The 25,632-nt window shown below is 32.3% G+C and carries 24 protein-coding genes; 11 read left to right on the top strand and 13 right to left on the bottom strand.

Annotation, left to right across the window (positions count from 1 at the left end):
- Window positions 1-130 precede the first annotated feature (130 nt).
- Window positions 131-1,957: a 30S ribosomal protein S1 gene (gene rpsA, locus QHG34_RS11195; protein WP_282630286.1), complete on the bottom strand. Its 1,827-nt coding sequence runs from the start codon at window positions 1,955-1,957 to the stop codon at window positions 131-133.
- Between the two features lie 241 nt (window positions 1,958-2,198).
- Here rpsA and QHG34_RS11190 point away from each other — a divergent pair, with 241 nt between their 5' ends.
- Entirely contained in the window at window positions 2,199-3,830 is a 1,632-nt protein-coding gene (locus tag QHG34_RS11190) for an ABC1 kinase family protein (RefSeq protein WP_282630285.1), read from the top strand.
- Between the two features lie 76 nt (window positions 3,831-3,906).
- On the opposite strand, the gene QHG34_RS11185 is transcribed toward QHG34_RS11190, so the two are convergent.
- Window positions 3,907-5,412 (bottom strand): OmpA family protein, encoded by a 1,506-nt coding sequence (locus tag QHG34_RS11185; protein WP_282630284.1) that lies wholly within the window; start codon window positions 5,410-5,412, stop codon window positions 3,907-3,909.
- A 65-nt stretch (window positions 5,413-5,477) separates the two neighbouring features.
- A complete protein-coding gene (gene smpB, locus QHG34_RS11180) occupies window positions 5,478-5,930 on the bottom strand; it encodes an SsrA-binding protein SmpB (protein WP_282630283.1) in 453 nt (150 codons plus the stop codon).
- A gap of 66 nt (window positions 5,931-5,996) precedes the next feature.
- Here smpB and QHG34_RS11175 point away from each other — a divergent pair, with 66 nt between their 5' ends.
- The 4 genes from QHG34_RS11175 to QHG34_RS11160 all read left to right on the top strand — a co-directional run bounded on the left by QHG34_RS11175 (window position 5,997) and on the right by QHG34_RS11160 (window position 11,540).
- Window positions 5,997-7,619: an ABC-F family ATP-binding cassette domain-containing protein gene (locus tag QHG34_RS11175; RefSeq protein ID WP_282630282.1), complete on the top strand. Its 1,623-nt coding sequence runs from the start codon at window positions 5,997-5,999 to the stop codon at window positions 7,617-7,619.
- Between the two features lie 159 nt (window positions 7,620-7,778).
- Window positions 7,779-8,474 carry a sensor histidine kinase gene (locus tag QHG34_RS11170; protein ID WP_282630281.1) on the top strand — a complete coding sequence of 232 codons (696 nt, stop codon included), beginning with the start codon at window positions 7,779-7,781 and terminating at the stop codon, window positions 8,472-8,474.
- Window positions 8,443-9,165 (top strand): LytR/AlgR family response regulator transcription factor, encoded by a 723-nt coding sequence (locus QHG34_RS11165; RefSeq protein WP_282630280.1) that lies wholly within the window; start codon window positions 8,443-8,445, stop codon window positions 9,163-9,165. Before QHG34_RS11170 ends, QHG34_RS11165 begins: the two co-directional genes overlap by 32 nt.
- Before the next feature lie 98 nt (window positions 9,166-9,263).
- A complete protein-coding gene (locus QHG34_RS11160; RefSeq protein WP_282630279.1) occupies window positions 9,264-11,540 on the top strand; it encodes a cation:proton antiporter in 2,277 nt (758 codons plus the stop codon).
- Window positions 11,541-11,622: 82 nt separating this feature from the next.
- Here the strand turns inward: QHG34_RS11160 and gyrB are convergent, their stop codons facing one another.
- The 3 genes from gyrB to QHG34_RS11145 all read right to left on the bottom strand — a co-directional run bounded on the left by gyrB (window position 11,623) and on the right by QHG34_RS11145 (window position 14,832).
- Window positions 11,623-13,566, bottom strand: coding sequence for a DNA topoisomerase (ATP-hydrolyzing) subunit B (gyrB, locus tag QHG34_RS11155; RefSeq protein WP_282630278.1), 1,944 nt, complete (start codon window positions 13,564-13,566; stop codon window positions 11,623-11,625).
- A gap of 186 nt (window positions 13,567-13,752) precedes the next feature.
- Complete coding sequence (gene rsmG, locus QHG34_RS11150) at window positions 13,753-14,382, bottom strand: 16S rRNA (guanine(527)-N(7))-methyltransferase RsmG (protein WP_282630277.1); 630 nt, start codon at window positions 14,380-14,382, stop codon at window positions 13,753-13,755.
- A 3-nt stretch (window positions 14,383-14,385) separates the two neighbouring features.
- Window positions 14,386-14,832 (bottom strand): GAF domain-containing protein, encoded by a 447-nt coding sequence (locus QHG34_RS11145; RefSeq protein ID WP_282630276.1) that lies wholly within the window; start codon window positions 14,830-14,832, stop codon window positions 14,386-14,388.
- 94 nt (window positions 14,833-14,926) lie between these two features.
- On the opposite strand from QHG34_RS11145, the gene xrtF reads away from it, so the two are divergent.
- Both xrtF and QHG34_RS11135 read left to right on the top strand, forming a co-directional pair.
- Window positions 14,927-15,469 (top strand): exosortase family protein XrtF, encoded by a 543-nt coding sequence (gene xrtF / locus QHG34_RS11140; protein ID WP_282630275.1) that lies wholly within the window; start codon window positions 14,927-14,929, stop codon window positions 15,467-15,469.
- On the top strand, window positions 15,459-15,905 hold the full coding sequence (locus tag QHG34_RS11135; protein ID WP_282630274.1) for an exosortase F system-associated membrane protein: 447 nt from the start codon (window positions 15,459-15,461) through the stop codon (window positions 15,903-15,905). The genes xrtF and QHG34_RS11135 overlap by 11 nt, the downstream gene beginning before the upstream one ends.
- 28 nt (window positions 15,906-15,933) lie before the next feature.
- Here the strand turns inward: QHG34_RS11135 and QHG34_RS11130 are convergent, their stop codons facing one another.
- From QHG34_RS11130 to rlmB, 3 genes are read right to left on the bottom strand one after another with little or no spacing between them, the layout of a single operon-like run.
- Entirely contained in the window at window positions 15,934-16,503 is a 570-nt protein-coding gene (locus tag QHG34_RS11130; RefSeq protein WP_282630273.1) for a cysteine hydrolase family protein, read from the bottom strand.
- A 9-nt stretch (window positions 16,504-16,512) separates the two neighbouring features.
- Window positions 16,513-16,827, bottom strand: coding sequence for a hypothetical protein (locus QHG34_RS11125; protein WP_282630272.1), 315 nt, complete (start codon window positions 16,825-16,827; stop codon window positions 16,513-16,515).
- A 12-nt stretch (window positions 16,828-16,839) separates the two neighbouring features.
- Window positions 16,840-17,589, bottom strand: a complete 750-nt coding sequence (gene rlmB, locus QHG34_RS11120; protein ID WP_282630271.1) for a 23S rRNA (guanosine(2251)-2'-O)-methyltransferase RlmB — start codon at window positions 17,587-17,589, stop codon at window positions 16,840-16,842.
- A 205-nt stretch (window positions 17,590-17,794) separates the two neighbouring features.
- On the opposite strand from rlmB, the gene QHG34_RS11115 reads away from it, so the two are divergent.
- The 4 genes from QHG34_RS11115 (at window position 17,795) to QHG34_RS11100 (ending at window position 22,805) form a co-directional block, all read left to right on the top strand.
- The gene (locus QHG34_RS11115) at window positions 17,795-18,529 is read left to right on the top strand and encodes a DUF3667 domain-containing protein (RefSeq protein ID WP_282630270.1); all 735 of its coding nucleotides are present in this window, start codon (window positions 17,795-17,797) and stop codon (window positions 18,527-18,529) included.
- 308 nt (window positions 18,530-18,837) lie between these two features.
- On the top strand, window positions 18,838-19,632 hold the full coding sequence (locus QHG34_RS11110) for a thymidylate synthase (RefSeq protein ID WP_282630269.1): 795 nt from the start codon (window positions 18,838-18,840) through the stop codon (window positions 19,630-19,632).
- 88 nt (window positions 19,633-19,720) lie between these two features.
- Complete coding sequence (locus QHG34_RS11105) at window positions 19,721-22,243, top strand: M1 family metallopeptidase (protein ID WP_282630268.1); 2,523 nt, start codon at window positions 19,721-19,723, stop codon at window positions 22,241-22,243.
- A 67-nt stretch (window positions 22,244-22,310) separates the two neighbouring features.
- Entirely contained in the window at window positions 22,311-22,805 is a 495-nt protein-coding gene (locus tag QHG34_RS11100) for a dihydrofolate reductase (protein WP_282630267.1), read from the top strand.
- On the opposite strand, the gene QHG34_RS15860 is transcribed toward QHG34_RS11100, so the two are convergent.
- The 4 genes from QHG34_RS15860 to QHG34_RS11085 form a co-directional block, all read right to left on the bottom strand.
- Entirely contained in the window at window positions 22,792-23,214 is a 423-nt protein-coding gene (locus QHG34_RS15860; RefSeq protein WP_407080912.1) for a DUF2752 domain-containing protein, read from the bottom strand. The genes QHG34_RS11100 and QHG34_RS15860 overlap by 14 nt on opposite strands.
- A complete protein-coding gene (locus QHG34_RS11095) occupies window positions 23,204-23,518 on the bottom strand; it encodes a CD225/dispanin family protein (RefSeq protein ID WP_282630265.1) in 315 nt (104 codons plus the stop codon). The genes QHG34_RS15860 and QHG34_RS11095 overlap by 11 nt, the downstream gene beginning before the upstream one ends.
- Before the next feature lie 96 nt (window positions 23,519-23,614).
- On the bottom strand, window positions 23,615-24,949 hold the full coding sequence (locus QHG34_RS11090) for an MFS transporter (protein WP_282630264.1): 1,335 nt from the start codon (window positions 24,947-24,949) through the stop codon (window positions 23,615-23,617).
- 18 nt (window positions 24,950-24,967) lie between these two features.
- Window positions 24,968-25,600, bottom strand: coding sequence for a bifunctional nuclease family protein (locus QHG34_RS11085; RefSeq protein WP_282630263.1), 633 nt, complete (start codon window positions 25,598-25,600; stop codon window positions 24,968-24,970).
- Window positions 25,601-25,632: the final 32 nt, after the last annotated feature.

The following is a 25,632-nucleotide window of genomic DNA, read 5'->3' as shown; positions in this document are numbered from 1 at the left end:
GTTATTCTTGATATGATTTTAAACCATAAATTATATTCAGTATTTAAACCGAGATAATAAACTCAGATAATAAAAAAAGCTGTCCATAAAATGGACAGCTTATGTTATTTAAAAAACTTTGGTCAGAGAATTAGTTTCCTCCTTCTTCCATTTTCTTTTTCAATTCTGCTAATGAATCGATATCTCCTAAAGTAGAAGTTTCGATTGTGTTAGATGAATTGTTGTTGTTATTATTAGATGATTTCTCAGCTTTAACTTCTTCCTCACGGAAAGTTGCTGTATGAGAAACTACTACACGACGGAATTCTTTGTTGAATTCGATTACTTTGAAAGATGTTTCTTCACCTTTTTTGATACGAGATCCGTCTTCTTTCTCTAATGTACGAGCTGGAGCGAAAGCTTCAACGTCAGCATCTTCGAATTGTACTGTAGCACCTTTATCAAATACGTCAACAGCTACACCTGTATGAACAGTTCCTACAGCGTATTTATCTTCGTATTTATCCCAAGGATTTTCAGTTAATTGTTTGTGACCTAATGACAAACGACGAGCTTCTACGTCTAATTCTAAAACTACTACGTCTAAGATATCATCAACTGCACAGAATTCTGATGGGTGTTTGATTTTCTTAGTCCAAGATAAGTCAGAGATGTAGATTAATCCGTCAACACCTTCTTCTAATTCTACGAATACACCGAAGTTAGTGAAGTTACGAACTTTACCTTTGTGAGTAGAACCTACTGGGTATTTAGTTGTAATATCTGTCCAAGGATCTGGAGTTAATTGTTTGATACCTAAAGACATTTTTCTTTCTTCTCTATCTAAAGTTAAAACTACTGCTTCAACCTCATCACCTACTTTCACGAAATCTTGAGCAGAACGTAAGTGAGTAGACCATGACATTTCAGAAACGTGGATTAAACCTTCTACACCTGGAGCAACCTCAACGAATGCACCGTAGTCAGCTAAAACAACTACTTTTCCTTTAACTTTATCACCAACTTTGATATCAGCATCTAAAGCATCCCATGGATGAGCTTCTAATTGTTTAATACCTAATTGGATACGAGATTTATCTTCATCGAAATCTAAGATTACAACGTTGATTTTTTGTCCATCTTCTAAGATTTCAGATGGGTGGTTGATACGAGACCAAGATAAGTCAGTAATGTGGATTAAACCGTCAACACCTCCTAAGTCTACGAATACACCATAAGATGTGATGTTTTTAACTTCACCTTCTAATACTTGTCCTTTCTCTAATTGAGCAACGATTTCTTTTTTCTGAACTTCGATATCTGCCTCGATTAACGCTTTGTGAGAAACTACTACGTTTTTGAATTCTGGGTTGATTTTAACAACTTTGAACTCCATAGTTTTTCCTACGAATTGTTCGTAATCACGGATTGGTTTAACATCGATTTGAGAACCTGGTAAGAAAGCTTCAATTCCAAATACGTCAACGATCATACCACCTTTAGTACGAGCTTTGATGTAACCGTTAACGATTTCTTGAGAATCGTGTGCTTTGTTAACAGCATCCCATGCATTTAATGTACGAGCTTTTTTGTGAGATAAAATTAATTGACCATTTTTATCTTCACGTTGATCAACCATTACTTCAACGATATCCCCAACTTTCAAGTCTGAGTTGTAACGGAATTCGTTTAATGAAATAACACCTTCTGATTTGAAGTTGATGTCAACGATAGCTTCTTTATCTGTAATACGTACAACTTGTCCTTTGAATACTTCATTCTCATGTAAGTCTTCTAAAGTTGTATCGTACATTTGCTCTAATTCAGCTTTTTCTTTACGATCTTCTTCGTTTAATCCTGATTCGAAAGATTCCCAATCAAATGATTCTGGCGCTACGTTTGCATTAGCAGACGCATCTAATACTGGAGTGTTTAATACAACTTCTTGTACCTCCTCTTGTTTTGTTTCTTTAGACATAATTCTAAAAATTTGTATCTCAATCTATTTTATTTCGGAATCTTCAAATGCAAATAAATGACCGAGAGATGTTTAACTTAATAATTAATCGCTTGATTCCTAAACCATTTTAGCGAGTGCAAAGTTAAACAATTATATTTTAATATTTGGAATAATTTTAGCTTCAACTCAAAGAAATTTAAGATTTTATAAACAAACTTCAGTCATCTTTATTTGTAACTTGTAATCGAATCTCAACTTTATGGATAGTCTAAAGAAAATAAAACGATTTTCTAAAATCGTAAAAGTCGTTTCTAAATATGGTTTCGAAGAAATTCTTTCTCGCGGAAATGATTTGTTTCATTCTGATCATAATACCGAATTTTTTAACCAATCTTTCAATCAGCGTTTCCGAATGGCTTTGGAAGAACTTGGTCCCACCTATATAAAATTTGGACAATTATTAAGTAATCGAAAAGATTTGGTTCCTGAAGCATTGATTCTTGAATTAAAAAAATTACAAGACAACGTTCCTCCAGAAGAAATCGATATCAAACAAAAAATTAGAGACGAATTTGGAATTGAGCCTAACGAGCATTTTCTTTTTATAGAAGAACAACCTTTTGCTGCCGCAAGTATTTCGCAAGTATATCGCGCAACTTTACTGAATGGAGAAAAAGTTGTTTTCAAAGTAAAACGATCTAATATTCAGAAAATAATAGAGTCCGATTTAGCTTTGATTCGAGACATTGTTCATTTTTTGGAAAAAAAATATGAGAAACTTCAAAAATTATTCATTTCTGAAATCGAAAAATCATTTGAAAATTCAATTTTGAAAGAACTTTCGTTAACCAATGAATTTCAGAATATCGAACGTTTTAGAAAAAATTTCGAGAATAGTAAAGATGTTTATGTACCAAAAACTTACGAAGATTATTCCAACAATAATTTTCTTTGTATGGAATTCATCGAAGGTTTCAAGGTAAATGATGTTGAGCAATTAGAAGCTTTGGGACTTGATCCGAAAAAAATCGTACAAAAAGGTTTTGATATTTATTTGAAACAATTACTTGATGACGGATTTTTTCATGCAGACCCACATCCCGGAAATATTTTTATCTTAAAAGATGGTCGAATCGCTTTTATAGATTTTGGTTCGATGGGAATTTTAGCCATCAACGAAAAAGAAGCTTTAGAGAATGTTGTGATAGATTTTGGATTAAAAAATCCGAAACGTATTGTTCGTTCACTTAAAAAAATGGCGATTAAGCATTACATCGAAAACGAAAAACAATTAGAACGAGATATTGCAGATATTTTTGATTATTTAGAATACAATACTGTTGACACGATAGAAGTTCAAATCATCATCAAAAAATTCAATCATATTCTACAGCGAAATCATGTTTTATTACCCGAATATGTTTATATTTTACTACGCGGAATTGCGCTTATAGAAGGGATTGGACAACAATTACACGCTGATCTTAATGTACAACGTTCAATGCGTCCTTATGCAGTAAAATTGGCTCGACAAAAATTTCATCCAAAATATTTGAGTAAAAAAGCGATTGATAATTTTAAAGATATTCAAGATTTAATCAACGATTTACCAGAAGACACGTTGAAATTAATCGAAAAAGTGAATAATGATAAATTAGCTTTAAACTTCAAAATTGATGAAATAGATAATATTCAGAAGTTAATAAAAGATAGTATTAACAAACTCGTGCTAGCTATTCTAACTTTAGCTTTTGGAATTGGTGCTAGTATGCTAGCTAATACAAATGTTCGCCCAATGATTTTGGACATGCCTTTACTTTCTTGGATAGGATATTTACTTTCTATGTTTACGGCAAGTTGTATTATTCTTTTAGTCTTTAGAAAAAAATAATAATCATAAAAAAATATTAAAAATAAAATAGCCACCTCATTGAGGTGGCTATTTCTATTGTAAGCTATTTAAAGAATTATTTTTTCTTTTTTGTAGCTGGTTTTACAACTTTAGTTTCAACAACTGTTGCAGTTTTAGGTAAAACTTCAACACGTCTGTTTCTTTGGTAACATTCTTCTGTTTCCTCAGTACATAATAATTGAGTCTCTCCTAATCCACGAGCAGTTAAACGGTTTGTATCAACTCCACCTCTTTCTCCTAAAACTTTAACTAATGCTTTAGCACGTTTTAAAGATAATGCTTTGTTGTAAGCGTCTTTACCTCTTTGATCAGCGTGACCGTCGATGTAGAAGCTTTTCGCTTTTAAATCATCAGAGTTTAAGATCTGAGCTGCAACTTTTACATCTTCGTAAGAAGAAGGAACGATTTTATCTGAGTTGTACTCGAATAAAATGTTAGATAAACGTTTTGCTACGTGAACCTCAGACCATGGACAACCATTGTTTTCTTTTGGTCCTTTTTCAGTTGGACAAGCATCATCTTTATCTGGAATACCATCTCCGTCTGTATCAGGACAACCTTGGAATTCTGGTAAACCTGCAACCTCTGGACAAGCATCATCTTTATCTAAGATTCCGTCATTATCTGTATCAGGCCAAGGACATCCGTTGTTTTCAACTGGACCTGCAACCTCTGGACAAGCATCATCTTTATCAGCAACACCATCACCATCTGTATCAGGACAACCTTGGAATTCAGCTAAACCTGCAACTTCTGGACAAGCGTCATCTTTATCAAAGATTCCGTCTCCATCTGTATCAGGACAACCGTTTGTAGCAGGATCTCCTGTAACGATACCTGGAGTATCTGGACATGCATCTTCGTCATCAGCAATACCATCATTATCTCTATCTTGTTTTCCGAAACGGAAAGTAACTCCTACTGTATGTTGGAAGAAGTCAAAATAGTTGTTTCCTCCGTGCGCTGGTAACCAGTTATAATCAGAAGCAACGTTTAAACCGAAGTTTTTAGTTAACCAAAAGTTAATACCTCCTCCTAAAGAAGCTACAAAGTGGTTTTTCTCTAAAGTTTCAACTTCTGTTAATTGGTATGGACGCTCTCCATATTTCTCACTACCTCTATAAGCAGTTAATGGGAATTGTAATCCTGTGTAATCATATCTGTGGTAACCTGCACCAACACGTACATAAGGATCAAACCAAGAATCTTCTGGTAAGATGTATCCATTAGCTAATTTATAACGTAAACCTAAACCAGCGTTGATGAATAATTCATCTTTAACACGTAATCTTACGTTATCAACTTCTCCTACAGAAGCAGTTAAATCAACATCAAAAGATCTGTTTAAGTTACGGATAATAGATAATTTAGATAAAGGAGGAACGATATCCCAATTATCTGTTTTGAAATACTGGTTGAATGGACCAACGATCGAGTTGTGGTCAACCGCGTGAGCACCAACTGTAATTGCCCAAGGATTCTTAGAATTTTGAGCATCTACAAAAGAGTTACCCGCTAGGAATAACACTACTGCAGACAATAATAGATTAAACTTTTTCATTATCAAATATTTAGCGTTTTAAATATATTAAATTTTAATAAATTTTATACAATAATAAGACAAATTTAAGAATTCTTTATCATTCTATCCAAATCTCTTTTCAAATCTTTTCCTTTTATTGTGTTTCTTTTGTCAAAAAGTTTTTTCCCTTTTGCCAAATATATTCTCAATTTTGCCAACCCTTTGTTGTTTATATAAAGCGTTGTAGCAACAATTGTTAATCCAGTTTCTTTTGTTTTTCGTTCTAACTTTCTAAGCTCAGATTTTTGTAACAAAAGTTTTCGGTCTCGTCTTGTTTTATGATTAAAGTAAGTTCCCCAATCATATTCGTCAATAAACATATTAACAATATAGAGTTCTCCATTTTTCATTTGGCAAAAGCTTTCAGTTATTGAAGCTTTTCCCATACGAATGGATTTTATTTCAGTTCCAAATAATTGGATGCCGGCATCGTACGAATCCATTAATTCATATTCAAACCTAGCACGTTTATTCTTAATCGTAACTTCTTTTTGCACTTTATTTTATTCCAATTAAAATTTGTAACTTTGCCGGAAGGTCAAACAAACATCATACCAAAAATTATGTTAAATGTTTCTAATTTATCGCTTCAATTCGGCAAGCGTGTACTTTTCGACGAAGTTAATATAAAATTTACAAATGGCAACTGTTACGGGATAATTGGTGCCAATGGAGCAGGAAAATCTACTTTCTTAAAAATATTATCAGGTGAAATCGATCCAACTTCTGGACAAGTTAGTTTAGAAAAAGGAAAACGTATGTCTGTCTTAGAACAGAATCACTTCAAATATGACGAATACACAGTATTAGACACTGTTTTACGTGGAAATAAAGTATTATACGATATAAAAGAACGTATGGATGCTTTATATGCTAAAGAAGATTTTTCTGAAGAAGATGGTATCAAAGCAGGAGAATTAGGTGTCGTTTATGAAGAAATGAACGGATGGAATGCAGAATCTGATGCAGCTACATTATTATCAAATGTAGGAATTGAGTCGGATATGCATTATACATTAATGGGAGATTTAGATAATAAAGCGAAAGTTCGTATTTTGATTGCGCAAGCTTTATTTGGAAATCCAGACGTGTTAATCTTAGATGAGCCTACCAACGAATTGGACGTTAATACAATTCAATGGTTAGAGGATTTCTTAGGTAATTTCGAGAACACTGTAATCGTTGTATCGCACGACCGTCACTTCTTAGACGCGGTTTGTACGCATATTTGTGATTTAGATTTCTCTAAATTAAACCTATATTCTGGTAACTACACATTCTGGTACGAATCTTCTCAGTTAGCTGCAAAACAACGTGCTCAACAAAACAAAAAAGCAGAGGAAAAGAAAAAGGAATTACAAGATTTCATTGCTCGTTTCTCTTCTAACGTTGCCAAAGCAAAACAAACGACTTCTCGTAAAAAAATGATCGAGAAATTAAATATTGAAGATATCAAGCCTTCTTCTCGTCGATATCCAGCACTTATCTGGGAACAATCACGCGAAGCTGGTGATCAAATCTTAGAAGTAAACAATTTATCTGCTTCTGTAGATGGAGAAGTTTTATTTAAAGATGCGAACATCAACTTGAAAAAAGGTGATAAAATTGGTATTTTCTCACGTAACTCTAAAGCAGTTTCTCAATTCTTTGAAATTCTTTCAGGAAATGCTCAACCAGATTCTGGAGATTTTGCATGGGGAATTACAACAACACAAGCGTATTTACCTTTAGATAACACAGATTTCTTTAAAGAAGATATCAACTTGGTTGATTGGTTACGTCAATATACAGATTCTGATGAAGAGCGTCACGAAGAATTTATGCGTGGTTTCTTAGGAAAAATGTTATTCTCAGGAGATGAAGCACTTAAAAAATCTTCTGTTTTATCAGGAGGTGAAAAAATGCGTTGTATGTTCTCTCGTATGATGTTATTACGCGCAAACGTATTATTGTTAGACGAGCCAACAGGTCACCTAGACTTAGAATCGATTACGGCATTAAATAACTCTTTGGTTAATTTCAAAGGAACAATTTTAATGGGTTCTCATGACCACGAATTGATTCAGACAACGTGTAACCGTATTATCGAGTTAACGCCAAACGGAATCATCGATCGTTATATGACGTATGATGAATTCTTAGATGATCCAAAAGTAAAAGAATTAAAAGCAAAATATTACGCTTAATAATATCTTTCACAATAATTCTAAAAATCCAGAAGGTTCTACTTTCTGGATTTTTTTGTTCGTAAATTATTTTATCTTTGAGTTAGTATTTTTAGCATGATTCAACTTCCTACCATATTACTTTATCTCATTATTGCATTGATTATTTTTCTAATCATTATGATTACTTATTTAATCAATACTTTAAAATCTGAAAAAAATATAAACCAAGAGCAAACACAACGTTTAGATAATTTATCAACTAAAGTTGATGAATTAAAACTAGAAAGTTATGATGCTAAACTAAATCCACATTTGTTCAAAAACATACTTAATTCTATTCAGTCAAACGCATATCAAACTTATTATACAATTGATAAATTAGCCAACGTGTTGGACTATATTTTATATGAAAGCAAAGCAAACTTTGTCACTGTAAAGGATGAAATTGATTTCACAAAAAACTTTATTGAAATTAATAAGGTAAAAGTTTCTCCTTTGTTTGACTTTCAAATCAAAACGAAAATTGATGAACAATCACCTTTCTATCAAGAAAAAATAATTGCCCCATTAATCAGTATTGATTTTATTGAAAATGCTTTTAAACACACAGATTTTCAACAACAAAACTCATTTATAAAAATTGCAATTGAGCTGAATCAAAAGAGTTTTCAAATTCAAGTAATGAACAAAATTTCGCCTAAAAACAGCCTGAAAAAAGAAACTGGTGGTCATGGAAGCGAATCTTTGGAACATCGTTTACGAATGATTTACGAAAATAGTTTTACACTTTCTAAAACAATTGAACAAGATATTTTTGTCGCTAATTTAAAAATCAATTTACATGAGTTCTACACTAAAATGCATTCTAATTGATGATGAAATTTTAGGTTTAAAATACCTAAAAATGCTTTGCGAACAAATGGATGATATCGTAGTTGTAAAGGCTTTTGTTGATCCTAAGTTATTTATCAATGAAATAGAAAATCTTGATTTCGACTTTTGTATTCTAGACATAGAAATGCCTAAAATTAATGGTTTGCAGGTTGCAAATTTATTAAAAGACAAACCTTTTATTTTTTCTACAGCTTACAAAGAATATGCGACAGATGCTTTTGATTTGGACGCGACAGATTATATCCAAAAACCGATTAAAAAAGAACGTTTACAACAAGCGATAGACAAAATTAAAAAACGTATTCAACAAACTGATAATCAACAAAATTCTTTTGTACAACTAAACTCTGATAAAGGAAAAATATTACTTCATTTTAATCAAATCCTTTATATCTCTACTTCAACTTTAGAAAGCAGAGATAAAATTGTTATTTACAATGATTTATCCGAATTAACTTTAAAAAACATTACGTTAGATAATTTGACTGAAATTTTACCCGAAAAAAACTTTGTTCGCATCAATAAACGCGAAATTATCAACATACAACATATCAAGTATTTTAACTCAGAAAGTATTACATTGGATACGCTATCTAAGGATAATAAAGAGATTAATTTGATTTTGAGCGAGGTTTATAAGACTAATTTCTTGAACAGAATTTCCATTTAACTACAAAATATTACCATTTCATTACATTTTTGCCAGATTTGATATTTCAAGGCTTTTTTTCGTAAATTAATTTCAGATTTTTGCTAAAAATATACGCCATGAAAAAATCGACACGTAATTCAATTTTTTACATCGTAACCATTCTACTTTGTTCTTTAATGATGTATTTCATTGTAATGAGAGCAGAAGAGATGGAAGCTGGTAAACATGTGGTACACGCTGCAAGCGAAAGTAATTATTTCAAAGACTTTCTTAATAGTATCACTCACAACATTGGACATCCACTTGCTATTTTGTTAGCACAAATCGTAACAATTATATTTACAGCCAGAGTTTTTGGTTGGATTTTTAATAAAATTGGACAACCAACAGTAATCGGAGAAATCATTGCGGGTATTTTTCTTGGACCATCTTTTATTGGAATGCATTTTCCAGAATTTTTTGGTGATCTTTTCCCAAAAGAATCGCTAGGTAATTTAGAATTTATCAGTCAAATTGGTTTAATTCTATTTATGTATGTTATCGGAATGGAATTGGATTTAAAAGTTCTGAAAAAGAATGCGCAAGACGCAATTGTTATCAGTCACGCAAGTATTATTATTCCATTTACACTTGGTTTGGCTTTAGCTGGATTAATCTACATGGAATTTGCGCCAGAAGGAATCAATTTCTTATCATTTGCTTTATTTATTGGTATTTCGATGAGTATTACTGCTTTTCCGGTTTTGGCTCGTATTGTACAAGAACGCGGAATTAGTAAAACTCGCTTAGGTTCTATTGTTATTACATGTGCCGCAGCCGATGATATTACTGCTTGGTGTTTATTAGCAGCTGTAATCGCTATTGTGAAAGCAGGATCTTTTGTAAGTTCACTTTATGTTATCTTACTTGCTGTTATTTATGTAATTGCAATGGTACGATTTGTTCGTCCTTTTCTTAAACGAATTGCAGATGTACATTCGAGCAAAACAACGCTTACAAAACCAATTATCGGAATATTTTTCTTGGTCTTGATTATTTCTTCTTATTTAAGTGAAATTATCGGTATTCATGCATTATTTGGAGCTTTTTTAGCTGGAACAATTATGCCAGAAAACATCAAATTCAGAAACTTATTCATTGAAAAAATTGAAGATGTAGCATTAGTTCTTTTATTACCTCTATTCTTCGTTTTCACAGGTTTACGAACTCAAATCGGATTATTAGACAGCTCGCATTTATGGCAAACAACAGGTTTAATCATTTTAGTTGCCGTAACAGGAAAATTCTTAGGAAGTGCAATCGCTGCCAAATTTGTTGGTCAAAATTGGAAAGATAGTTTAACCATTGGAGCCCTCATGAATACACGTGGTTTGATGGAATTAGTCGTATTAAATATTGGTTATGATTTAGGTGTTTTAACTCCAGAAATTTTTGCGATGATGGTAATTATGGCACTTGTCACAACATTTATGACTGGTCCTGCACTTGACATCATTAATTGGATATTTAGAAAACAAAAAACGGAAGATGAGTTAGTTGAAATCAGCAATAGTCGAAAATACAAAATATTAATCGACTTTCAAACTCCAGAAAAAGGAGCCGAATTGTTGCGTGTTGCCAATAGTTTTATCAAAAAACAAGATGATAATTCGCTTGTTTCTGCTATTCATGTTATGAAAAGTAGTGAAGTGCAGCATTTCAATCTTGAAGATAGAGAAACAGAAATTTTCGAACCAATTATTGAAGTTTCAGAAGAATTACATCAAGATGTGACAACAATGTTCAAAGTGTCTACAGATATGGTTTACGACACTATTGATGTTGCTCAAAAAGGTGATTACGATTTGATGTTGATGGGAGTAAGAAATTCTATCTATTCGGGTTCTTTGCTTGGAAATATCCTAGGATTTACAACTAAAATTATCGATCCTGATATTTTAATTGGTCAAGTTACAGGAAAAGAAAACATGTTTGATCATTCCGTTTTCAACGAAAGAACAAAACAGTTATTAAATAAATCAACTGTTCCTGTTGGCGTTGTTTTGGACAAAGATTTCAGAAAAGCAGAGAAAGTTTTTCTTCCTCTTTTCGGAAACAAAGATGCCGATTTATTAAAATATGCGCAGCGATTAATCTCTAACAGCGAATCTCAAATTATTATTGTAGATGTTAGCGGTTATACGAAACGTCATTCTGAGGTGAAAGAAATTATTCGTAGTATCGAAAATATTGCACCAAATCATATTAGTCTTTCTTACAAACAACAATTGGATAAAGAGTTTTTAGAAGAAATGGATTTGATGATGATTAGTATGGAAAGTTGGAGAAACTTAATTGACACTAAAAGTATTTGGATTTCGAATGTCCCAACAACTTTGATTATTTCGGAGTAATCTTTTTCTTAAGATTCATTAAATAATCACAAAAAAATCCAGCTTTTCAGCTGGATTTTTTATTTATATTGTTCAAAACCGATTAAGCATCAATTTTTGCATAATGTGCATTTTTCTCGATAAAATCACGACGAGGTGGTACATCATCTCCCATTAACATAGAGAAAACACGATCAGCTTCTGTAGCGCTATCTATCGTTACTTGACGCAATGTACGGAATTCAGGATTAAGAGTTGTATCCCATAATTGTTCCGCATTCATTTCCCCAAGACCTTTATATCGTTGTATTGTAACACCTTTACCAGAACCGTCTGTAGAAAATTCTGCAGTTAAACGCTCACGATCCTTTTCATTCCAAGCGTATTCACCTTTAGCTCCTTTTTTAATCAAATATAAAGGTGGTGTTGCAATGTAAATATGTCCTTGCTCTACCAACTCTTTCATATATCTAAAAAAGAAAGTCAAAATTAATGTCGCGATATGAGAACCATCGACATCAGCATCGGTCATAATTACAACTTTATGGTAACGTAACTTTGATAAATTCAATGCTTTTGAATCCTCTTCAGTTCCGATAGTTACACCTAAAGCTGTATAAATATTTTTAATCTCTTCGTTATCTAAAACTTTGTGAGCCATCGCTTTCTCTACATTCAAAATTTTACCACGTAATGGTAAAATTGCTTGAAAATGACGATCACGACCTTGCTTTGCCGTTCCTCCGGCAGAATCTCCCTCGACTAAGAACAACTCAGATTCTTCTGGTTTACGAGAAGAACAATCTGCTAATTTCCCTGGCAATCCGCTTCCTCCCATTGGATTTTTGCGTTGTACCATTTCACGAGCTTTCTTCGCTGCCTGACGAGCTTTTGCTGCTAAAATTACTTTATCAACAATTTGTTTTGCTTCTGTAGGATTTTCTTCTAAGAAATTCGTTAGCATTTCTGCCACAATTTTATCAACTGCAGGAGAAACCTCAGAGTTTCCTAATTTAGTTTTCGTTTGACCTTCAAATTGAGGTTCCATTACTTTTACCGAAATAACTGCTGTTAATCCTTCGCGGAAGTCATCTCCAACAATTTCAACTTTTTCTTTTGCAAGATTAAAGTTTTCTTCAGCATATTTTTTCAATGTACGCGTTAATGCACGGCGGAAACCAGACAAATGTGTTCCTCCTTCGTGTGTATTAATATTATTTACATACGAATGTACATTTTCGTTATACGACGTATTGTATCGCATTGCAACTTCAACTGGAATACCATCACGTTCACCTTCCATGAAGATTACTTTGTCCATGATAGCTTCGCGGCTACCGTCGATAAACTCAACAAATTCTTTTAACCCTTCTTCAGAATGAAAAGTTTCTGTTACAGGATTTCCATCTGCATCTTTCTCGCGTTCGTCAACCAATACAATATTGATTCCTTTGTTCAAGAAAGCTAACTCACGCAAACGATTTGCTAAAGTAGAATAGTTATATGTTTGTACTTCTTGGAAAATTGTATCATCTGGCGTAAAAGTTACTGTTGTTCCATTTTTATCTGTTGTTCCAACTTCTTTTACATCATACAAAGGCTTCCCTTTTGAGTACTCTTGAATATATTGTTTACCGTTTTTGAAAACTTCTGCCGATAAATGATTAGATAGTGCATTAACACACGAAACTCCAACACCGTGCAAACCTCCAGAAACTTTGTACGTATCTTTATCAAACTTACCTCCTGCACCAATTTTAGTCATTACAACTTCTAATGCAGATTTCCCTTCTTTTTTATGTAAGTCGACAGGAATACCACGTCCGTTATCTTCTACACGAATCGAGTTTCCTTCTAAAATTGTTACTTTGATTGTATCACAGTATCCTGCTAAAGCTTCATCAATAGAGTTATCAACAACCTCGTAAACTAAGTGGTGTAATCCTCTAACTCCGACGTCTCCAATGTACATCGATGGACGAAGACGTACGTGCTCCATTCCTTCTAACGCTTGGATATTATCCGCCGTATATGTGTTATTACTCATAATATGTCTCTAACTTTTTTAAACAAACAAATATAGTGAATTTTGACGAGAAAACCTCTTAAAAAGAACTTAAAGTATTGGATAAAATGACGTTTTAAGGTCCATTTTTTGGATTAATTCAATAATTATTAAAATAAAAAACCGAAATCAAATTGATTTCGGTTTTTAAGATTTATTTCTTTCAGATTAAATATCTTTCTTTTCTAAATAAACGACTTTTTTTGTCTCGAAGAAATCTTCCTCAAAAAAGTTTTGAATATCAAATAAAACAGCATTCGGAAAACCTGCTAATTCTTCTGTTAAATCACCTCCTTTTAAATACAACAATCCATTAGGAAAAGGATTGATGGCTTCTTTTTTAAATTTACCACGAATCCATTCCGCAAATCTTGGCATTGCTGTTACTGCACGAGAAACCACAAAATCATATTTATCTGTTAACTCTTCGGCGCGCTTTTGTTCGGCTTTTACATTCGTCAAACCTAAACCATCAGACACACCTTTTACAACCTTGATTTTTTTACCGATAGAATCCACCAAATGAAATTGTACATTCGGAAACAAAATTGCCAACGGAATTCCTGGTAAACCTCCTCCAGTTCCTACATCCAGAACAGAAGAACCATCTGCAAACTCCATCACTTTTGCAATCGCTAACGAATGTAAAATATGATTGGTATAAATTTCATCTATATCTTTTCGAGAAACAACATTGATTTGATCGTTCGACTCTTTGTATAAATCGCCAACTTTAGAAAATTGCTCGATTTGTTTTTCCGTTAAATCAGGAAAATATTTTAAAATTAAATCAATCATTGCTTAAATAATTTCTGAAACTCGCTGACAAACATAATCTAACAACTTTGTATCGTCCTCTGTAAACGGATTAATTTTGTGAGAATCGATATCAATTTGCCCAATATTTTCTCCATTTTTGAAAATAGGAACAACAATTTCTGCTTTCGTTTCGATTGAACAAGCCAAATAATTATCTTGCGCATAAACATCTGGCACAACAAACGTTTCATTAGACTCTGCCACTTGTCCACAAATACCTTTACCATAAGGAATTATTGTATGATCGGTAGCTGCACCAACATAAGGTCCAAGTTTTAGCTCGTTTTTATCTCCATTCTTGAAATAAAATCCAACCCAATTGTAATAATCAACTTCATCACTTAACAATTGACAAATCTTTTGCAACTTGTCTTCTGTTGAAATTGTACTATCGACAATTACATCGATACGTTTATTTAATTCTTGCATTCGTTTAATAATCTAGAAGCAAATTTATTGATTAATCTCAACTTTATCAAAAGTTAGTGTTTTTGATTTATATTTGTTTGATATAAACCAACTAATGAAAGAATTCAAACCATTATTATTATTCCTTGCAAGATTTTTGGGAACTTACATTATTTTAAGTTTAGTTTATAAATTGTATTTGGATCAATATTTACCACACAATAATCCTGATCCGTTTACAAAATTAACATCTGATATAACAGCTTTTGACTTGAACAAATGTGGTTTTTTCTCGTTTTCTAATATTGCAGAAAATCACCCCTGGATGCGTTTGGTTGTGGACGGACAAGTTGCGTCTATTGTGAATGAAGGTTGTAATGCGATTTCTATTCTGATCATTTTTGTTGCTTTTATTATTGCTTTTTACACGAATTTAAAACAAACTTTTTTGTTTATTTTGTCTGGTTTAGCCATTCTTTTTGTGATGAATATTGCAAGAATTATGTTGCTAAATTATATTTTTAGATACCACGCAGAATATGATAAAATGGCGCATGATTATTTGTTTCCAGCAATTATTTATGGTTCAATTGTGATTCTTTGGATTGTTTGGATTAAGTTTTTTGTAACAAAATACAGTAAGCAAAATGCCAAATAAATATTTACGTTACGCAGTTGCAGTTTTACTTGTTTTTGGATTAGTTTTAGTCCGAAAATTTGAAGATGTTTTATTTTACGATCCTTTTTTGCAATACTTTCATCAAGTTGGTCATTCAACATTTCCTGAAATTGATTTACCAAAACTCAACGCAAGTATTATGGTTCGCTATCTTATCAACACACTATTAACTGTATTAATTGTTTGGTTTATTTTCTTGAAAAAAAGTTACGTTAAATTCTCTATCATTATTCTGATTGTAGGCTTAATTGTACTTTTACCAATCTATAATTATTTGATTTCGACACAATTTTCTTCAGGTGAAATGGTCTTCTTTTACGTGAGAAGATTCCTTATTCAACCTATGTTTTTATTGATTTTAGTTCCTTGTTTTTATTACCAAGAAATTCAACATAAAAAAACGGTCGAAAATTAATTTCCGACCGTTTTTATTTATACTATTTTTATAACAATTCATTTAACAATTTGCTCGAAGTACATACAGTTGCAAATTCATTATTTAAATTTGCTAAAGCTGTTAAATGAATCAATTCCGAATCATATTTTTCTCCATTTATTCCTATTCTATCAAAAGTAGCAGTAGCATCTGAAACCAAATATGTTTCATATCCAAAATTCCCAGCCATTCTCGTTGTTGTAGAAACACAATGATTCGTCGTAATTCCTACAATAACTAACGTTTCTATTTTGTTTTCATCAAGTACTTTTTTTAAATCCGTTCCAATAAATGCACTATTTACATTCTTTGTAAAAATAATCTCATCATCTAAAGGAATCACATAATCATTAAATTCATATCCAATATTAGATTGATGAAGTTTTGAATTCGGATTATCTGAACTATGTCTAATATGATAAATGGGTAAATTAATTTCTCTCCATTTGTTTAAAATCTTACCACAAATTTCTTCTGCGTTTTTATTATTCCTATTCCCTCCCCAATAATCTTCATCAAGAAATCCTTTTTGAACATCAATAAGAACTAAAGCAGCGTTTTTATCTTTTAGATTCATTACAAACAATTACAGACCTGATTCTTCTTTTTCTTTTTGCGCATCTAACTTAGCTTGCTCTTTAGCAGCAGCTTCTTGTGCTTTTTGTTCTGCAACTTTACGTTTTTCTTCGTTTGCAATTTCTGCATTTGCTTTATTCACCGCTTTGTATTTATAAAGCCAGCCCAAAAATCCTCCCAAAATAAATCCGATACCTGCACCTCCAGTAATTCCTACCAAAAATTCTTTATCCGAAAATAATCTAGAAACATCCAAATTTGTAAAATAATACATTGCAACGCTAATCGCAATCAACAAAAATCCAATAAAAGTAGAATAGGTCATCGTTATATGTTTTTAAAATAAATCTTGTAACATTCTTTGGCGAACAGCTTCGTACAAAATCGCTCCAGCCGCAACCGAAACATTCAATGAAGCAGTTTGTCCAGCCATAGGCAATTTAATAATCTTATCTGAAATTTTAATAATAGAATCCGAAACTCCATCTTCCTCGCTTCCCATCACAATAGCCGCAGGAACAGAGAAATCTGCATCGTAAATAAATTCTGCTGATTTTTCAGAAGCACTAAAAATTGAGATTCCAGCTGATTGTAAATATTTAATAACATTTACTAAATTTCCTTCTTTACAAACCGGAATATTATACAACGCTCCTGTCGAAGTTTTGATTGCATCTGCATTTACAGAAGCCGAACCTTTTGCTGGAATAATAATCGCATCAACACCTACACATTCTGCTGTACGAGCGATTGCACCAAAATTACGAACATCAGAAACACGATCTAAAATCAAGATAAAAGGCGTTTTTCCTTGTTCCCAAATTTGAGGTAATACATTTTCAATCGAATCAAATTCGATTGGAGAAACGAATGCGTAAACACCTTGGTGATTTTTTCCAGTAAAACGATTTAGTTTTTCTAAAGGCACATAACTTACAGGAATTTCATATTCAGTGATTAATTTTCTTAATTCTGAAAAAATTTCTCCTTGTAAACCTTTTTGAACAAAAATTTTATCGATTGTTTTTCCTGCTTCAATTGCTTCTATTACTGGTCTTAAACCAAAAATCGCTGATTCGTCTTTCATAACTGCAAAGATAATGCTTTTCTATGATTGTGAATAATTTTATTAAATAGAATTCGCTGAACCAATTAGTATTCAAAAAAAACAATCAAACCTTTTATATCCAAATCATTTTAACGTAATTTAACATTTTGTAATATAGCTAAAGATATTCAATCAAATTTAATGAAATGAGTGAAAAAAGTCACCTTCTAAATTCAAAACCAAAATGAATAATAACTGTCTGAATTGTAATGAAATAATCACAAATAACTTTTGCTCAAATTGTGGACAACCTGCAAAATTAAAGCGCATTAATCAACAATATGCATGGCAAGAATTACTAAATCTTATTGGCTATGAGAATGGCTTTGTTTTCACTGTAAAAGAATTGATAACAAGACCTGGAAAAACAGTTCAGGAATACATTCATATAAATCGAAAGAAAATAACAAAACCCATTACATTTCTTATTCTTTCATCTATCATTTATACTCTTGTTTCTCAATATTTTTATACTGATATCATTTCGAATAAACAGATGGAAGCTTTCTACGGCAATTCTACCTATTACAAAATATTAATTTGGGTTAACAATAACTACGGATATGCAAATTTATTGATGCTTTTACCGATTACATTATGGACCAAAATCTTTTTCCGTAAATACAATTACAATTTTTACGAAACATTTGTAATGGTTTGTTTATTTATGGCAGAAGCAATGTTGTTTTTAGCTTTCACCATTGTTTTAAATAAGTTTTTAGAGTTTCCAAGAATCATTTACGACAGTCTCACTTCATTTGCTATGTTTCTTTATATCAGTTGGATGATCTCAATATTTTATAAAAAAAACATTAAAAATTATATAAAAGCATTTCTTGCGTATACATTCGGTTTTTTAACATCTCAAGCTATGACTTTTCTCGTCGCAGTTCTATATGACTCATTGATTAAAAAGTAATTATTTTCCTATCTTTCTTTTTAATTGTTGTAAATAATTCGGAAGACTCAAATACAACATGCAGCCCAATATAATAAGTGAAATCATCGAAATTAAATTGAGTTTGAGATGAATAATTTTCGATACAAAAACAACAATCAAAACCACTATAAAAAAGGTTTGAAAGTAAAAATGTTGCATAATTTTTCTTCCGAAATCTGACTTTACTCGAGACGAAAAAAACATAAAAATGACCAAAATTGTCAAGATCAAACTGAACTTCATTCTAAAAAATTTTCCTTAAATTTGAAAGGTTAAATATACTCAAAATGCAACAATATCACGATTTATGTAAAAAGGTTTTGGCAGAAGGCGCTTTTAAAGAAGACAGAACAGGAACGGGAACGAAAAGTATTTTTGGTTACCAAATGCGTTTCGATTTGTCGGAAGGATTTCCTTTGGTAACGACGAAAAAATTACATTTAAAATCGATTATCTACGAATTGTTGTGGTTTTTGAAAGGGGATACAAATATCAAATATTTAACAGATAACGGCGTTAGAATTTGGAACGAATGGGCTGATGAAAATGGTGATTTAGGTCCTGTTTATGGGCATCAATGGCGCTCTTGGGGAAAACCAAACGGAGAAGTTGTCGATCAAATTAAAGTTGCAATTGATCAAATAAAAAATAATCCCGATTCACGCCGAATTATTGTTTCTGCTTGGAATGTTGGCGAATTAGATCAAATGGCTTTGGCGCCTTGTCACGCATTTTTTCAGTTTTATGTAAATGACGGAAAATTATCGTTGCAATTGTACCAACGTAGCGCCGATATTTTCTTAGGTGTTCCATTCAACATTGCGTCATATGCATTATTACAAATGATGGTTGCGCAAGTTTGTGAATTAGAAGTTGGCGATTTTGTACATACGTTTGGAGATGCACATATTTACAAAAATCATTTCGAACAAGTTGAATTACAATTAACGCGCGAGCCTTTTCCACTTCCAACTATGAAAATTAATCCGAATGTAAAAGACATTTTTGATTTTACATACGAAGATTTCGAATTAGAAAATTACCAAGCTCATCCTCATATCAAAGGAATTGTAGCGGTTTAATCATAAAATATATTTAAAGTCTCCAAATTGGAGGCTTTTTTTGTAACTTTTCGAGAAAATTATTAACCAATAGAAATAAATTTTTACAATGAAAAAACGCATTCTTTGGCTTTCATCAGCCTTCATTATATCAAGTCTTACGTATGCACAAGTAATGACGCCACCTCCGAGTTACAACGAAAACCAAACAAATAAATTAGACATTTATCGTGCAGAAGCAGAACGCATCAATTCTCTTGTTCATACCAAATTGGATCTTAAATTTGATTATGCAAAAGAACACGTTTTAGGTGAAGCTTGGGTAACATTGAAACCACATTTCTATGCTACAAACAAAGTTACATTAGACGCTAAAGCAATGTTGATTAGCGAAGTAGCTTTGGTAAATGGCGCTACAAAAAAGAAATTAAATTATAAATATGATGATTTACAATTGGTCATCGATTTAGATAAAGAATACAAAAAAGATCAAGAATACACACTTTACATCAAGTATACAGCGCGTCCGAACGAAGTAAAACAAGAAGGAAGTGCGGCGATAAACGATGCTAAAGGTGTCTATTTTATCAATGCTAAAGCGGATCGTCCAAATTACCCAACTCAAATTTGGACACAAGGTGAAACTGAATCTTCTTCTTGTTGGTTCCCAACAATTGATAAAACAAATCAAAAAACTTCGCAAGAAATCACGTTAACATATCCTGATAAATATGTTTCATTATCAAATGGAACGATGAAATCTTCTAAGAAAAATTCGGACGGAACAAAAACTGATTATTGGAAATTTGATAAAAAACATGCACCATATTTATTCTTTTTCGGGATTGGAGATTATGCAGTCATCAATGATAAATGGAAAAATATCAATGTTGATTATTATGTAGAGCCAGAATATAAAGATGTTGCGAAGCAAATTTTTGGTAATACGCCTGAAATGATTCAATTCTTTTCTGATAAATTAAACTATCCTTATCCTTGGGACAAATATGCACAAATGACGGCTCGCGAATATGTTTCTGGAGCAATGGAAAATACCACAGCTTCTTTATTTCATGATGGTGTTCAGCAAAAAGCTGGTCAGTTAGTTGATGAAAATACAGCTGAATATGTTATTGCGCACGAATTATTTCACCATTGGTTTGGAGATTTAGTAACGGCAGAAAGTTGGGGTAATTTAACAGTGAATGAATCTTTTGCAAACTATTCCGAATATTTATGGTTTGAGCATAAATATGGAAAAGAGAAAGCGGACGAACATCGTTACAACGAAATGTTTGGCTATAAACAAGGTGATGGACCAACGAAAAATTTGGTTCGAGTTCATTACAATTCTCGCGAAGATATGTTTGATGGTGTTTCGTACAACAAAGGAGGTTTGATCTTACATATGTTGAGAAATTTCTTAGGAGATGATGCTTTCTTCAAAGGTTTGAATAAATATTTGAAAGATAACGAATACGGAAAAGCAGAAGCAACACAATTGCGTTTGGCTCTGGAAGAAGTTTCTGGACGTGATTTGAACTGGTTTTTTAATCAATGGTATTACGAAAATGGTCATCCAAAATTAACAATTGTTTCAGATTATTCTTCTTCGAATAAAAAAGTAAAAGTTGTTGTTCGTCAAGATGCTTCAAAATTATTTGAATTCCCTTTTGCGATAGATATTATCGAAAATGGAAAGGCAACTCGTAAACAAGTTTGGGTTCCTAAACAAGCCGAAACTACTTTTGAATTTACAGCAAATCAAAAACCTGATGTAATCATTCCAAATGCTGATCAAGTTTTATTAGCAGACATCGAGGATAAAAAACCTGTAGAAGATTTTATTGCGCAATACAAAGCTGGAAAAGGAAATTACACGACGCGTTTATTAGCGATTGATGCGATGGCGAATGCACAAGCAACTAATCCGAAAGCTGCTGATGCGTTGATTAATGCGTTAGATGATTCATTTGATGGATTAAGAATTTATGCGATTCATAAATTGGACACAAAATCAAAAACGATTGTTGATAAAGCTTCATCAAAATTAAAACAATTGGCTTCTAACGATCCTAAAACATTGGTACAAGCAACAGCTTTAAGCGCTTTGAATGATGCCAACATTTATGATGCGACAATTTTTGAAAAAGCTTCAAAAAGCCCTTCATTTAGTGTTCAAGGTGCTTCGTTAACTGGAATTGCAAAAAATAACCCTTCAAAAGTTAACGAATTAACTACAAACATTGATGATGAAGTTATTAAAGGTGCTTCTGATTTAGCAATAATTTTAGTTCCAACTTGGATTAAAAATAATGATTTGAATAAATCTTCTCTAATTGCGGAAACTGCTGCTTTATATGAGTTTATTAAGTTTCAAGATCCTGAAAAAGGTAAAGTTGCAGAGCAAGCTTTTAACTGGATTATGAGTAATGATACACCAGATGCAACATCAACTGCGTCTAAACTATACACCAATTATTATACTTATTTTCAGAAGGAAAATCCGCAGGCTGCAATGGCTGTAAAAATGATGACAGAAAAGGCTATCAACTTAAAGAAAGCCGTGAAGTCGTCAGCAGGAGAAAAACAAGTTAAACAATTACAAGATGCATTAAATAAATTGAAATAATTCGCTAAAATTATTATATTTGTTAAGCTATCCTTGCAAGAGGATAGCTTTTTTTACCTTATAACTTATGATAAACATTGTAGTAGCAAAAGCAAGCAACAACGTAATTGGTGCAAAAAACGATTTGATTTGGCATTTGCCAAATGATTTGAAACATTTCAAAAATATAACTTCTGGACATCCTATTATTATGGGACGAAAAACGTTTGAATCATTGGGTAGACCTTTACCAAATCGCACCAATATTGTTGTAACAAGAGATCAGAATTGGAATGCAGAAGGTATCGAAATTGTTTCATCTTTATCAAAAGCAATAGAAGCTGCAAAAAAAATTGATGATGACATTTACATTATTGGTGGTGGAAATATCTATAAACAAGCGATGGAATTTACAGATGTTTTGTACATCACAGAAGTTCATCACGAATTTGATGGAGACACCTATTTTCCAGAAATTGACTCGGACGAATGGGAAGAAATTGAACGAGAAGATTTCAAAAAAGATGAAAAACATCCGTATGCTTACTCGTTTGTGACGTATAAAAAAATTACGGAGGAGTAATTAATGTAAAAGGATAAACGTTAATATTTCGAATAACTCCATAAATAATTACTAGGAAAAATAAAGTCCAGACAAATTTATTGTTATAAAATAATTTGATTCTAACCTGTTTTTCAAACACAAAATTATATAACCAAATAAGTGTTATATAAATAATAAAAGGAAATGTAATTGTTAGTAGTGCATTAAACCTCAATGCTTCTAAAAACTCGAAATGCAATATATGATGTATTGCTCGTTGAGAGCCGCAACCTGGACAGTTAATTCCAAAAATAAAATTAGATGGACAGCGTAAAAACACTGTTCCTTTATCAGAAGGATTATTAAAAAAAAAGTAATAAATAAATGCTCCACCTAAAAGTAAGATGGAGCATAATTTTATAATAATTCTACTTTTTTTAGTAACCATTGCTACCTCCTAAGGCTGCACTACCTACTCCTAATACTACAATAAATATAATATAAAGAACAATTCCGATTGCTGCTGCTGCTACACCCCAAATAGCAAACTTCTTGGCATCTGCTGCAGCTTGTCTTGCAGCATCATATTGCCCTTGAGCCCACAAAGTATTTACACTTGTAGATTTAATAATAGAAACTATTCCTAATGGTAAACAACATAATACTGTAGATAATATCGCCCATACTAAATTATTATCAGGCGGAGTTCCGTTTTCAAATTGTTTCAATCCTTCGTTTGGTTGGTCATTCATAAATTATAATTTTAACATTTTATTTAGATTTTATAAAGATATACAAAAAAAGCAAGAACCAAAATTCTTGCTTTAATATTTTAATAGTTTAACAACTTAATGTTTTACATCTTGTACTTCGTTTGGGTTGTGTTTGTATTTGAACACAATTGCGAACAATATCGTTACAACCAATGCATAACCCGCGAAGATCAACCAAGAATGTCTCCATCCTTCTAATTGTAAAGTTAAATCAGTTTGACTATACACTAAATGATTCACAATGTATTGAGCAATCAACATACCTATTGTTGCTCCAAAACCATTTGTCATCATCATGAAAACTCCTTGCGCAGAAGAGCGAATTTCTTCATTTGTTTCTTTATCTACATACAATGAACCTGATACATTGAAGAAATCGAAAGCGATTCCGTAAACAATCATTGATAAGATAAACATCCAAACACCTGAACCTGGATCTCCAAATCCAAATAATCCGAAACGTAGAACCCAACCTACCATTGCCATTAACATCACGATTTTGATCCCGAATCGTTTTAACACAAAAGGAATTAATAAAATACACAATGTTTCTGAAACTTGAGATAACGAAATTAAGGCATTCGCATTACTTGCTCCCCACGTATTGGCATATTCTGGAATATCTTTAAACGTTGTGATAAATGGATTTGCATAACCATTTGTAATTTGTAAAGAAACACCCAAAAGCATCGAAAAGATAAAGAAAATTGCCATTTTTCTATCCTTGAATAAGGCAAAAGCTTTTAAACCAAACGCATCAGAAATAGACTGTTTTTCAGAACTTTTGTTAACCGGACAATTTGGTAAAAAGAAACTGTATAAAAATAATACAACACCTAAGACTCCTGATACAAAGAACTGATAATAATTGGATTGAAAACTTACGAATGTTGGATCATTTGAAAAATTAAATCCAAAAACTCCATCTTTAAATCCAGAGAAATTAACAAATAACATCGCTACAATGAAGCCAACTGTACCAAACGTTCTGATTGGAGGAAAGGCTTTGATTGTGTCTAAATTATTTTGTTTTAAAATTGTGTAGGCTGTTGAGTTAGAAAGGGCGATTGTTGGCATAAAGAAGGCCACACTAACCGAATAAAGTGCGAAGATTGTTGTGAAATCTACATTGTCTCCAGCTGTCATTCCGTAATAACCTGCTGCAAACATAAAAATCGCAGCTAATAAATGATTCAATCCCAACAAACGTTGTACAGGAATCCATCTATCCGCTACAATACCCATTATTGCGGGCATAAAAATCGATACAATACCTTGCATCGCGTAAAAAAGACCAATTTTTGGACCTAAGCCAACTGATCCTAAGTAATTTCCCATAGAGGTTAGGTATGCTCCCCATACCGCAAACTCAAGGAAACTCATGATTGTAAGTCTAAGCTTTACAGACATAATTATTTGAAATAGTTATTAGTTTTCCATGTTATCGATTTGATCACGAAGGCGAGCTGCCAATTCGTAATCTTCATTCTTCACAGCTTTTTCCATCTCAGTTTCAAGTTCAGATTTTGTCCAACCTTCATATTCGTTGATATCAGACAAATCATTTTCTAAACCAGCCAAGATATCCAAATCATCTTCGAAGTTATTTGCTGCGCGACGTATATTTTCTTCTTCTTCAATAACGTCCAAATGAATTCCGGCTTTCTCTACAACATTATCATAGGCATAGATAGGTGCATTGAAACGGACAGCCAATGCAATTGCATCAGAAGTTCTCGAATCAATTTCGGCACGTTGTCCATCGTCATTTATAAAAACAATATTCGAGTAAAAAACGCCATCTTCTAATTTATAAATATAAATAGAGTCAACATTCAACTGAAATTCTTTTCCTAATGACACAAACAAATCGTGCGTTAATGGACGAGGTGGATTAATATCTTTCTCTAAAGCTAATGCGATTGATTGTGCTTCGAAGCTCCCAATAATAATTGGCAACTTTCTTCCTCCTACATTTTCCTCTAAAATCAAAGCGTATGCTCCGGTTTGAGTTTGACTGTAAGAAATTCCTTTAATATTTAATCTAATTAAATTGTCCATTTGGGCGTAAATCTATGAAAAACTGACGAATA

Origin of the sequence: Empedobacter sedimenti, from assembly GCF_030005555.1 — a bacterium.
Taxonomy (GTDB): domain Bacteria; phylum Bacteroidota; class Bacteroidia; order Flavobacteriales; family Weeksellaceae; genus Empedobacter; species Empedobacter sedimenti.
The sequence above is the reverse complement of the archived record's forward strand: the minus strand, read 5'-3'. Positions and strand labels throughout refer to the sequence as shown.

What these genes read in the sequence shown, in the direction of transcription:
- rpsA (WP_282630286.1), bottom strand. Translation starts at nt 1,957, where the DNA reads ATGTCTAAAGAAACAAAACAAGAGGAGGTACAAGAAGTTGTATTAAAC.
- QHG34_RS11190 (WP_282630285.1), top strand. Translation starts at nt 2,199, where the DNA reads ATGGATAGTCTAAAGAAAATAAAACGATTTTCTAAAATCGTAAAAGTC.
- QHG34_RS11185 (WP_282630284.1), bottom strand. Translation starts at nt 5,412, where the DNA reads ATGAAAAAGTTTAATCTATTATTGTCTGCAGTAGTGTTATTCCTAGCG.
- QHG34_RS11175 (WP_282630282.1), top strand. Translation starts at nt 5,997, where the DNA reads ATGTTAAATGTTTCTAATTTATCGCTTCAATTCGGCAAGCGTGTACTT.
- QHG34_RS11170 (WP_282630281.1), top strand. Translation starts at nt 7,779, where the DNA reads ATGATTACTTATTTAATCAATACTTTAAAATCTGAAAAAAATATAAAC.
- QHG34_RS11165 (WP_282630280.1), top strand. Translation starts at nt 8,443, where the DNA reads ATGAGTTCTACACTAAAATGCATTCTAATTGATGATGAAATTTTAGGT.
- QHG34_RS11160 (WP_282630279.1), top strand. Translation starts at nt 9,264, where the DNA reads ATGAAAAAATCGACACGTAATTCAATTTTTTACATCGTAACCATTCTA.
- gyrB (WP_282630278.1), bottom strand. Translation starts at nt 13,566, where the DNA reads ATGAGTAATAACACATATACGGCGGATAATATCCAAGCGTTAGAAGGA.
- rsmG (WP_282630277.1), bottom strand. Translation starts at nt 14,382, where the DNA reads ATGATTGATTTAATTTTAAAATATTTTCCTGATTTAACGGAAAAACAA.
- QHG34_RS11145 (WP_282630276.1), bottom strand. Translation starts at nt 14,832, where the DNA reads ATGCAAGAATTAAATAAACGTATCGATGTAATTGTCGATAGTACAATT.
- xrtF (WP_282630275.1), top strand. Translation starts at nt 14,927, where the DNA reads ATGAAAGAATTCAAACCATTATTATTATTCCTTGCAAGATTTTTGGGA.
- QHG34_RS11135 (WP_282630274.1), top strand. Translation starts at nt 15,459, where the DNA reads ATGCCAAATAAATATTTACGTTACGCAGTTGCAGTTTTACTTGTTTTT.
- QHG34_RS11130 (WP_282630273.1), bottom strand. Translation starts at nt 16,503, where the DNA reads ATGAATCTAAAAGATAAAAACGCTGCTTTAGTTCTTATTGATGTTCAA.
- QHG34_RS11125 (WP_282630272.1), bottom strand. Translation starts at nt 16,827, where the DNA reads ATGACCTATTCTACTTTTATTGGATTTTTGTTGATTGCGATTAGCGTT.
- rlmB (WP_282630271.1), bottom strand. Translation starts at nt 17,589, where the DNA reads ATGAAAGACGAATCAGCGATTTTTGGTTTAAGACCAGTAATAGAAGCA.
- QHG34_RS11115 (WP_282630270.1), top strand. Translation starts at nt 17,795, where the DNA reads ATGAATAATAACTGTCTGAATTGTAATGAAATAATCACAAATAACTTT.
- QHG34_RS11110 (WP_282630269.1), top strand. Translation starts at nt 18,838, where the DNA reads ATGCAACAATATCACGATTTATGTAAAAAGGTTTTGGCAGAAGGCGCT.
- QHG34_RS11105 (WP_282630268.1), top strand. Translation starts at nt 19,721, where the DNA reads ATGAAAAAACGCATTCTTTGGCTTTCATCAGCCTTCATTATATCAAGT.
- QHG34_RS11100 (WP_282630267.1), top strand. Translation starts at nt 22,311, where the DNA reads ATGATAAACATTGTAGTAGCAAAAGCAAGCAACAACGTAATTGGTGCA.
- QHG34_RS15860 (WP_407080912.1), bottom strand. Translation starts at nt 23,214, where the DNA reads ATGGTTACTAAAAAAAGTAGAATTATTATAAAATTATGCTCCATCTTA.
- QHG34_RS11095 (WP_282630265.1), bottom strand. Translation starts at nt 23,518, where the DNA reads ATGAATGACCAACCAAACGAAGGATTGAAACAATTTGAAAACGGAACT.
- QHG34_RS11090 (WP_282630264.1), bottom strand. Translation starts at nt 24,949, where the DNA reads ATGTCTGTAAAGCTTAGACTTACAATCATGAGTTTCCTTGAGTTTGCG.
- QHG34_RS11085 (WP_282630263.1), bottom strand. Translation starts at nt 25,600, where the DNA reads ATGGACAATTTAATTAGATTAAATATTAAAGGAATTTCTTACAGTCAA.